Genomic DNA, 8,331 nt, shown 5'->3' with positions numbered 1-8,331 from the left:
CCGGGAGAGCGTCTGCCTTACAAGCAGAATGTCGGCGGTTCGATCCCGTCATCACCCACCATTCGCTTCCAGTGTTACGCGCAGCGGTAGTTCAGTCGGTTAGAATACCGGCCTGTCACGCCGGGGGTCGCGGGTTCGAGTCCCGTCCGCTGCGCCATATTCGGTTACCTGGAACACTGAACGCCAGGTCACCACGGAAAGCCCGCTAACGCGGGCTTTTTGCTGTTTGCAGTTCCTGCGGTGTGCATCGCTCATGTTTTTTTGCTGGATTTGTTAATTAAATCAGCACGTTACAAAAAAACTGTGAGAGAATGCGCCCCGCATCGAAAGTGAAGGGTGATTAGCTCAGCTGGGAGAGCGTCTGCCTTACAAGCAGAATGTCGGCGGTTCGATCCCGTCATCACCCACCAAACTTTCAATGTTACGCGCAGCGGTAGTTCAGTCGGTTAGAATACCGGCCTGTCACGCCGGGGGTCGCGGGTTCGAGTCCCGTCCGCTGCGCCATATTCGGCACTTGGAATACTGAACGCCAAGTGCCAAACAAAAAGCCCGCTCATTGAGCGGGCTTTTTGTTGCCTGTCATTTACCTTCGTCCTACTGCTCCGCGTTGCGACTATGACGATAATCGCTGACCGCTTCATACACCGCCTTGCGCAAACGGTTGATACCGCCAATCGGACGATGAGCCTCGATACCGAACCACGGATTGAACGACTGGTTATCACACGCCAGGTTCAACTTGGGCGTATCGAAATCCTGGGCCGGCACCTTGATCCGCGCCACCGTCTCGAACGGTGCATCGCTTTCCTGCCATTCAATGCTGGTGTCTTCGATCGGCATGTACTTGCTCGGGTCCTGACGCTGGATCTGCAAGACAAAACAGGCCGGCACACGATCGGTGGATAACTGCTGATTCAGCGCGCTACGCAAGAAATTCGGTAGATCCTGGTTCTGCGGCGGCAAGGTGTAGCCCGGACAGCTGTCCGGGTCCGGCGCGACGCGAAACTTGGCATTGGCCTCGCCGAATTTGTAAGGCGATACCGAGAAGTAGGTGGTTTGGGTCGGGCTGGCCGGTGGCGGCGAAAGTGTCGCCAGGGCGATGAATAAATGCCGGATCTGCCAGGTGCGTGGGTCCAGGCTCGGAAAGAAAGCCATTGCCTTCTTTCCGTCAGCCTGAGCGGCCACATTCTGACGGTATTCGGCGACATCGCTGACGAAGAAGTTCGGATGATTGAACATCACGAAATCCTGCTCACCCTTGGATTGCCGATCGGCCAGCAGTTGTCTGCCAGGCACGTCCATCAATTTGATCGCCATCCCCCGGGCATCGCGCAAGCTGTCGAATTGTGGATAGGCATTGCCGTTGGACAGGCGGATCGTCGCTTGCCAGGTCTTGCCCGGTTCAGCGAACACGCCTTGGCGTAACGGCGCGGGCAAGTCGCTGGGCACCTGGATTTCCGCCATGACGCAACCGTGGGCCTTGGCGTGGGCGTCGCGCAGGTAGCGCGTGCCTTCGCGGTGTTGATCGACGATGCGGATCGCGGTCTGGATGATGTCCTGGGTCATGGCGCTTTCGCCGGGCGGTATCTGTTCCTGGTCCGGGACCGGCCCGCTGTGCTGCCAGGCAAACCAGGCCGTGGCCAAGGCCCAGCCAAGCAGCCCGATGCCCAGCAGCCACAGGAGCGTCTTGCCCAAAAAGGCGCCGAGGCGCAGCCAGAGCGTGATCAACATGCAAACATCCTTTTAACGGTGGGTTTCATCATTACAGTTGCGACTCCAGCGGCCCGCCAAGCACCTTCAGATATTCCAGCAAGGCCCAGCGTTCCTGCGGTTGCAACAAGCGGCCGATGACGCCATTGCCTCGTTCACCCGAGCGAAATTCATGGCCACTGTTGTGATTGCCGGTGATCTTGGTATCGAAGAGGAAACCGTTGGCAAAGGCTTCCGTGCGATAGCCCAAATGCCGCGGATCGTATTCGAAGGTACCTTTATAGAAGGTCGTCGCCCGCTCATCCTGCGGCGACAACAATTGATAGATCGTCGGTACCGAGCCGTTGTGCAGGAAGGGCGGCGTGGCCCAGACGCCCGCCAGTGGTCGCGCTTTGTAGGCGCGTAACTCACGAACACCGATGGGCAGCCCGAAACCATCCAGGGCCGGGCGCTCGACGGGGGTGACGCCGGCATCGCGATAGGCGCGGTTTTCGACGAATGCCGTGACGTAGGCCAGACCCTTGGCGACCGATACCTGGCTCAGATCCAACGGTTCTGTCGGGGTGGGGTGTAGCTGCACGTCGAGCTTCGCCAACTCGGCCGGATCCCACTGCAAGCTGGTCAGGTTGAAACGATGGTCGGCAATATTGTTCGCCGTGCCTGGATCGGTGCCGATCACTTGTACCGGCAGCATGTGCAGTTGCTGGACCGGTCTGTCGGGTCCCTGTACGACTTTGGGCACGTGGCAACCGGCGCAGTTCTCGGCGAAAAGTGCCCGGCCCTTGGCGGCCAAGGGCTTGTCAATCGAGCCCAGCAGCGCTTCCGGCCATGCCGGAGGCTTGAGCAGTTGCAGGGTTTCTTCGATTTTATTCAGGTCGCGCACGCGTACGCTGGAAGGGTAGCGCGCTTCACCTTGCAACGGCTTGCCTTGAGCGTCGAAGAAATTCAAGGTCGCACCGACCCCCAACGCTTCGCCGACGTTACGGGCCATCGGTTGCTGGGCCGAACCGTTCCACTGTACCCAGTCGAAGGTCCATATTTCCCACAACTGAGGGTAATCCACCGGTGCGTTGGCGACTCGGTAGTTTTCCGCCGAAATGGCGTCGCCGAAACTGGCGTTGGCGATACGGCCAAAAGCGTCGGTGCGGCCCGGGCCTTCCTGGGTGGGGTAGAGGCCGCGGTGCGTGTCATTCCAGGCCGTGCGCAGGAAGGTGTCGAGGGAAACCTTGAACGCCTTGCGCAATTCTTCGTGGCGGGCGTCGTAGTCTTTGCCGAGCACTTGGCGGGCGAAGCGTTCGAATTTCCACGGGTTGTAGTAGGTCGAGGCGAGACTGGCGACCATGGCCTGTCCGAAACTGCCCCCGCGTAATGTCGGAACGGTCGACGGCAGGACGTGCTGGGCGGAACCGCCATCGATCCGTATCGCCTGCCCCTTGAAGTGCAATTCGCCGGTGTGGCAGGCGGCACAAGTAATGTCCAGATATTGCTCGCTGCTGCCTGCGTTCTGGTGTCGGGTGAAGCCTACCGGCAAATTACCGGGGTTGTCCGGAGTGGCTTTTTGCGCCGGATCCACCAGGAAGCCGAAGCGCGCCAAATACTCCGGCGACGCGAAGCGCTGCTGCGAGAACGGCAGTTCAAGCGCGGTGAACCAGTCGTAGCGCAGGCCTTTGACTTGGGTGCCTTGGGGCGTGAAATAGTATGTCTGGCGCTCGGTGGCGCTCCATTGATCAAGGTAATGCACCTGTTCGACAGGCGTGTACGCCGGCAGGCGTGGGTTGGCGACGTAATAAAGCACTACGGCCACGACCGCGACGAGCAGCGCGAGAATCAGCAAGAGGAGGCGAGAGAGGAGGCGCACGGTAACGTCCTTGTTTTTTTGATATGTCCTTATGCCTCAGCGCCGCTTGGCCGGCAAGTGGCCATTACCCTTGGGCTGCAGGGGGCGGCAATCCGTCTCTGTACGAAAACGATGACAGATGCTTCATCTACCTGGGATTAAAAAGCGTTTGCCGGCCTGAACTTATCATCGGTTTGCGGCTCACATGCCGGTAGCCATTGGTCGTGGCCGCCTGATAAGCTCGCGGCTTTACTCGATTGCCCTTTAGGCGCATGAACAAGGAAATAGCATGAAACAGCATCGGTTGGCGGCGGCGGTAGCCCTGGTTGGCCTGGTACTCGCGGGTTGCGATTCGCAGACCAGCGTAGAGCTGAAAACCCCGGCGCAGAAAGCTTCCTACGGTATTGGCCTGAACATGGGCAAGAGCCTGGCTCAGGAAGGTATGGATGACCTGGACTCCAAAGCGGTTGCCCAGGGCATCGAAGATGCCGTCGGCAAGAAAGAACAGAAGCTGAAAGACGAAGAATTGGTCGAGGCCTTTGCCGCACTGCAAAAGCGTGCCGAAGAGCGCATGGCCAAGATGAGTGAAGAGTCGGCAGCGGCCGGCAAGAAATTCCTCGAGGAAAACGGCAAGAAGGCCGGCGTGACCACCACCGCTTCCGGCTTGCAGTACGAAGTGGTCAAGAAAGCCGACGGCGCACAGCCCAAGCCGACCGACGTAGTGACCGTTCACTACACCGGCAAGCTGACCAACGGCACCGTGTTTGACAGCTCCGTTGAGCGTGGCAGCCCGATTGACCTGCCGGTCAGCGGCGTGATCCCCGGTTGGGTCGAAGGCCTGCAACTGATGCACGTCGGCGAGAAGTACAAGCTGTACATCCCGAGCGACCTGGCCTACGGCGCCCAGAGCCCGAGCCCGGCCATTCCTGCCAACTCGGTCCTGGTGTTTGACCTGGAACTGCTGGCGATCAAGGATCCGACAAAAGAAGACGCAGCCAAGTAATCGCGTCTGCTATAAAGACAACGCCTCGCTTATGCGGGGCGTTGTTGCATTCGGCTTTCGGTAAATGATCAAAAAAACCGAACGCCAGGCGCAGGCCACAGTCATAGGCAATACGGGCGCTGTGCTAGACGCAGTCGACCCGTCAAGTCAATGAAATATTGGGTTTTTTATGTGAGTAAAAAACGCCCGATCTAAGCCGGGCCCTTATAAAACGGGGGCTTCAGCGGTGAAACGCAGCTCTGTTCACAAGGTTATCCACAATTTGTGTGGATAACATTTCAGCGGGAGAAAAAATGAAGGCGCCGTGGAATTTCACGCGATTCCTGCCCTTGGCGGGACGGCTGCTGGCCCGCGGCAGATTGCCGACGTTGCTATTTGCCGTTGCCAGCAAAGGCGCCCGGGAGGGCGGTCGGCTGGGCAAGCTCAAGGACGATCTGCGCTTGTTGCAGGCGCTGTGCCTGGCCTACTGGCGTGGCGAATACCGGGCGGTCAGCGCGAAGTCGCTGCTCTCGGTGGTGGCGGGGCTCATGTACTTCCTCAGTCCCCTGGATGCGATTCCGGATTTGCTGCCCATGTTTGGCATGTTCGATGACATCGCCGTGCTGGCCTGGATCATGAAAACCCTCGACGACGAACTGAATGCCTTCCGTGCCTGGCGTGACCGCCAATCCCCCGAGAAACTCGCGCTGGTCGAAAGGCTTCCCGATACGCCGGAACAACTCCAGCTCCAAGGTCCGAAAAAGACCTGATTCAATCCGTTTCCCTTCAGAACATCATCGCCCCGCGACCTTGGCTGCTATTTAGGATTACACTTCCTAGGAAAAAAGCTGACTCGCTAAGTGTTGTTGTCCTACGGGGTAGTCATGGATATTCAAATAATCACACGCGACGGAGAGCCCGAGTACGCGGTTTTACCGTGGGATCAGTACCAGTCGTTATTGAAGGCAGCCGGCATCAATCAAGCTCCGTCGCGTGAGGCAAGCGTCCCGCATGCGGCGGCACCCGACCAGGATCTCCCTGGCCTGGATCAACTGCGCAGTCTGCGCGAAGGGAAGGGCATCGCCATCGAGGCGCTGGCCCGCACAGTAGGCATCAGCCCGTCTTATCTGGCCATGATCGAAAGCGGTGAGCGTCAGCCCGATGCCGCGATCAAGCGCAGTCTGGCCTGGGAACTGACGGTGCCGGGTTGGAGGGATGAATCGTGAGTGTACGCATCAGTCGGCAACATTGGGACGGGTTGTTGGGTGAGTTGGACCAGGCGCGCCGCCAGCGCCATTTATTGACCTATCGCGCCTTGCTGGAGCGCTTGCAACTTCCCAGCCCGGCGATGCAGACCCTGACCGCAGCGCTTGAACACCTGGCTGCGCTGGACGCTCGGGCCGAACAGCCGCTGCGCAGTTCGCTGGTCATCAGCCAGGGCGCCAGCCGTTTGCCGCGCACCGGTTTCTTCGAATGCGTCGAGCGTCTCGGACGTTTTTCCGGTCCTTCCGATGGCGTGGCCGCCGCATCCTGGCATGCTTCGGAAGTGGTCCGGGTGTTCGAATACGAGTACCCCGAATCGGCGGAAGCCTGAATGCTCTGGCGCATCAAGGCCCGGGCCGGCTACTGGCTTGCGCGCCGGTTGTTCCATTGGTCATGGTTCGTCCGACAGCCGCGCGGCTGGTCCTGGCTGCAAGGCCAGTTCGCACGCATGGCGAACCTGGGCGACGTCGATGCCCAAAGTTTCTATGGCCATATCCTGACGTTTCGCGGCCAAGGCCTGGGTGCCAGGGAAGAGGGCGTGCGTCTGCTGCGGTTGGCTGCGCTGGCCGGTGATGGCAAGGCTGCTTACCAGGTGGGGGTCATCAGCCTCGCTGGCACTGCCACTAAAGCGCCTGACCCGGTGGAGGCGGCGCGCTGGTGGACCCTGGCCGCGAAGGCTGGGCACCCGTTGGCTGAGATCAAGCTCAAGGCGCTGGACGGCCAGAATCCATAGCGTTATCGACAGGCTGTCTGGCCACTATTCTTTCCCCCGCCCCCGAGAGGAACCTGTAGGGCCAATTAAAGAGTTGTCCTACGAGCTGCGTCTCCTTACCTGACTTATTTCTCCTGCCGTCCCCGGCAAAGTCTCGCGCTTCCCGATTTCTCGCGAGACGTTCTTCCATGTCCGACCGTTTTTTCCTGCTGCCTCATGGCCGAGCCACCTCCTGATGGATCAGGTGCGCCGCATCGAGGAGGCACTCGACGACTTCAAAGACACACTTCCTCTCTACCGCGAGCAGCTAGGAAGTTGGTACAGCCGGGCTGCGGACCGGGCCAGCCAAGCGGCCGATCTGCCTTCGCTGATGGGCATGGAGCGGTTGATTCGGTTCGGCGACGGCACCACCGCTGTCGGCCTCAAAGACAAGGATTTTCTCTCTACCGTCGCCCAGTGCCCGCAAGGCGGGGTCATGACGATCGAGAGCAAGCTCGAGTCGGTGTATGACATCCCGCTGGGCAATATCGTGGTCGATGTGGTGTCGGTGGACACGGGCGAAGTCACCCCCGTCACGCTTGATGCCCAAGGTGTTGGGACTTTCAAGGGCGAGGCGGGGCGGTCCTATCGAGTTCACGTCCAAGGCGACGTATCCCCCAAGCAAATTGACGATCTGTTTTCTTCCTACGACGGCTTGAGCGCCGATCTGACGGACTGGCTGCGCGGCGAGTGGCAGGGCTTCAAGCCGCAATGGGCCCAACAGTCGCTGGCGACTTCGGCGGCAGCCGTGGGTAACGGCCTGCTCGCGGGTGGTTGGGCGGCGATCGAGGGCGTCTGGGACGGCATCGGTTTGCTGTCAGACATCCTCAAGGACCCTAGCCAGTTTGGCGAACGGTTGGGCAGCGGTGCGGACAACTTGGTCAAGCTTGCCGAGTCGGCGCCACAGGTCATGGCAAAGCTGCAGCTGCTGGTCAGCGACGAAGCGGCGCTGTGCTTGCTGGTGCGAACCGCGATGCTTTGGCTGGAGATGCTGCCACCGAGTGAATTGGCGGGCGGGACAGCAGCGGCAGTCGCTTCGATGGTCGTGCAGTTGGCGATTGATCTGCTGATCGGGGTGGTGCTGACCTTTGTCGGTGCGGGAGCAGGCATCGCCTATTTGACGATGCGCTTGTTCGGGTACGGCGCACGGCTGCTGGATGCGGTGAAGCGTTTCATCAGCGCCATTTTCGCGCTGGTAAACGGCTTCATGGGCTACGTGGATCGCTACAAGACGGTGGCTGCGCGAGGCATCGCGGCGGGTGTGAAGAAAGGTCGGATGCAGTTGCGCTGGGACGCGCAGCGTAATACCACGCTGAAAAAGCAGGAACACCACGACGACGCCCCACACCAATCGACTAACCCCAACGGCGACTCTGCCGACAGCGCCAACCAGACCCGCACCCACGGCTGCCCGGTGTCGATGGTCACCGGCGAAGAACTGCTGACCCTGGACGACGGCACCCTCGACGGACGCCTGCCGTTTACCTTCACCCGGCTCTACCGCACCAGCGCCGCCGAGCTGGACATCGGCCTCGGCCGCGGTTGGAGCCATGCCCTGGCCCATCGCCTGTTGCTCGAAGGCGAGCAGGTCATCTGGATCGACCAGGAAAACCGCCGCACCACCTTCCCCCGCCCCAGCCTGAAACGCCCGGCCATCCACAACAGCCTGGCCCGCGCGGCGATCTACCTGAGCAATGAGCCGGACGAACTGATCATCGCCCAGCCTGGCGAAGACGCCCCTTTCCTACACTTTCGCGACGGTTGCCTGATCGCCCTGAGCGATCGGTA

Annotated in this window: 8 protein-coding genes and 3 tRNA genes; 9 read left to right on the top strand and 2 right to left on the bottom strand. The window is 60.3% G+C overall.

Translation table 11 applies throughout. The annotated features are described in order from the left end of the window. The first annotated feature begins 80 nt into the window (after positions 1 to 80). The 3 genes from FHK92_RS18875 to FHK92_RS18865 all read left to right on the top strand — a co-directional run bounded on the left by FHK92_RS18875 (position 81) and on the right by FHK92_RS18865 (position 504). A tRNA-Asp gene (locus FHK92_RS18875) sits at positions 81 to 157 on the top strand. A gap of 177 nt (positions 158 to 334) precedes the next feature. Next, positions 335 to 410 (top strand) — tRNA-Val (locus FHK92_RS18870). Between the two features lie 17 nt (positions 411 to 427). Next, positions 428 to 504, top strand: a tRNA-Asp gene (locus tag FHK92_RS18865). A gap of 90 nt (positions 505 to 594) precedes the next feature. Here the strand turns inward: FHK92_RS18865 and FHK92_RS18860 are convergent. Both FHK92_RS18860 and FHK92_RS18855 read right to left on the bottom strand, forming a co-directional pair. Then, positions 595 to 1,731 (bottom strand): catalase family protein, encoded by a 1,137-nt coding sequence (locus FHK92_RS18860; protein ID WP_181289381.1) that lies wholly within the window; start codon positions 1,729 to 1,731, stop codon positions 595 to 597. 31 nt (positions 1,732 to 1,762) lie between these two features. Then, positions 1,763 to 3,568: a di-heme-cytochrome C peroxidase gene (locus tag FHK92_RS18855; protein ID WP_181289380.1), complete on the bottom strand. Its 1,806-nt coding sequence runs from the start codon at positions 3,566 to 3,568 to the stop codon at positions 1,763 to 1,765. A gap of 268 nt (positions 3,569 to 3,836) precedes the next feature. Between FHK92_RS18855 and FHK92_RS18850 the strand changes: the two genes are divergently transcribed. From FHK92_RS18850 to FHK92_RS18825, 6 genes are all read left to right on the top strand, one after another. Beyond that, positions 3,837 to 4,550 carry an FKBP-type peptidyl-prolyl cis-trans isomerase gene (locus FHK92_RS18850; protein ID WP_181289379.1) on the top strand — a complete coding sequence of 238 codons (714 nt, stop codon included), beginning with the start codon at positions 3,837 to 3,839 and terminating at the stop codon, positions 4,548 to 4,550. 293 nt (positions 4,551 to 4,843) lie between these two features. Then, positions 4,844 to 5,299 (top strand): YkvA family protein, encoded by a 456-nt coding sequence (locus tag FHK92_RS18845; protein ID WP_181289378.1) that lies wholly within the window; start codon positions 4,844 to 4,846, stop codon positions 5,297 to 5,299. A gap of 114 nt (positions 5,300 to 5,413) precedes the next feature. Next, positions 5,414 to 5,755, top strand: coding sequence for a helix-turn-helix domain-containing protein (locus FHK92_RS18840; RefSeq protein WP_181289377.1), 342 nt, complete (start codon positions 5,414 to 5,416; stop codon positions 5,753 to 5,755). Continuing rightward, complete coding sequence (locus tag FHK92_RS18835) at positions 5,752 to 6,123, top strand: hypothetical protein (protein WP_003179080.1); 372 nt, start codon at positions 5,752 to 5,754, stop codon at positions 6,121 to 6,123. The genes FHK92_RS18840 and FHK92_RS18835 overlap by 4 nt, the downstream gene beginning before the upstream one ends. Next, complete coding sequence (locus FHK92_RS18830; RefSeq protein ID WP_181289376.1) at positions 6,124 to 6,525, top strand: SEL1-like repeat protein; 402 nt, start codon at positions 6,124 to 6,126, stop codon at positions 6,523 to 6,525. Between the two features lie 214 nt (positions 6,526 to 6,739). Further along, the coding region (locus FHK92_RS18825) for a DUF6531 domain-containing protein (protein WP_258232687.1) at positions 6,740 to 8,331 on the top strand (1,592 nt) is incomplete at its 3' end.

Source organism: Pseudomonas brassicacearum subsp. neoaurantiaca (genome assembly GCF_013608025.1).
Classification (GTDB): domain Bacteria; phylum Pseudomonadota; class Gammaproteobacteria; order Pseudomonadales; family Pseudomonadaceae; genus Aquipseudomonas.
Note: the sequence above shows the minus strand (reverse complement) of the source record. Positions and strands in the feature narration are given on the sequence as shown.

Bases quoted from the DNA above. Each gene is read 5' to 3' on its own strand.
- FHK92_RS18860 (WP_181289381.1), bottom strand. From the start codon at position 1,731: ATGTTGATCACGCTCTGGCTGCGCCTCGGCGCCTTTTTGGGCAAGACG.
- FHK92_RS18850 (WP_181289379.1), top strand. From the start codon at position 3,837: ATGAAACAGCATCGGTTGGCGGCGGCGGTAGCCCTGGTTGGCCTGGTA.
- FHK92_RS18845 (WP_181289378.1), top strand. From the start codon at position 4,844: ATGAAGGCGCCGTGGAATTTCACGCGATTCCTGCCCTTGGCGGGACGG.
- FHK92_RS18840 (WP_181289377.1), top strand. From the start codon at position 5,414: ATGGATATTCAAATAATCACACGCGACGGAGAGCCCGAGTACGCGGTT.
- FHK92_RS18830 (WP_181289376.1), top strand. From the start codon at position 6,124: ATGCTCTGGCGCATCAAGGCCCGGGCCGGCTACTGGCTTGCGCGCCGG.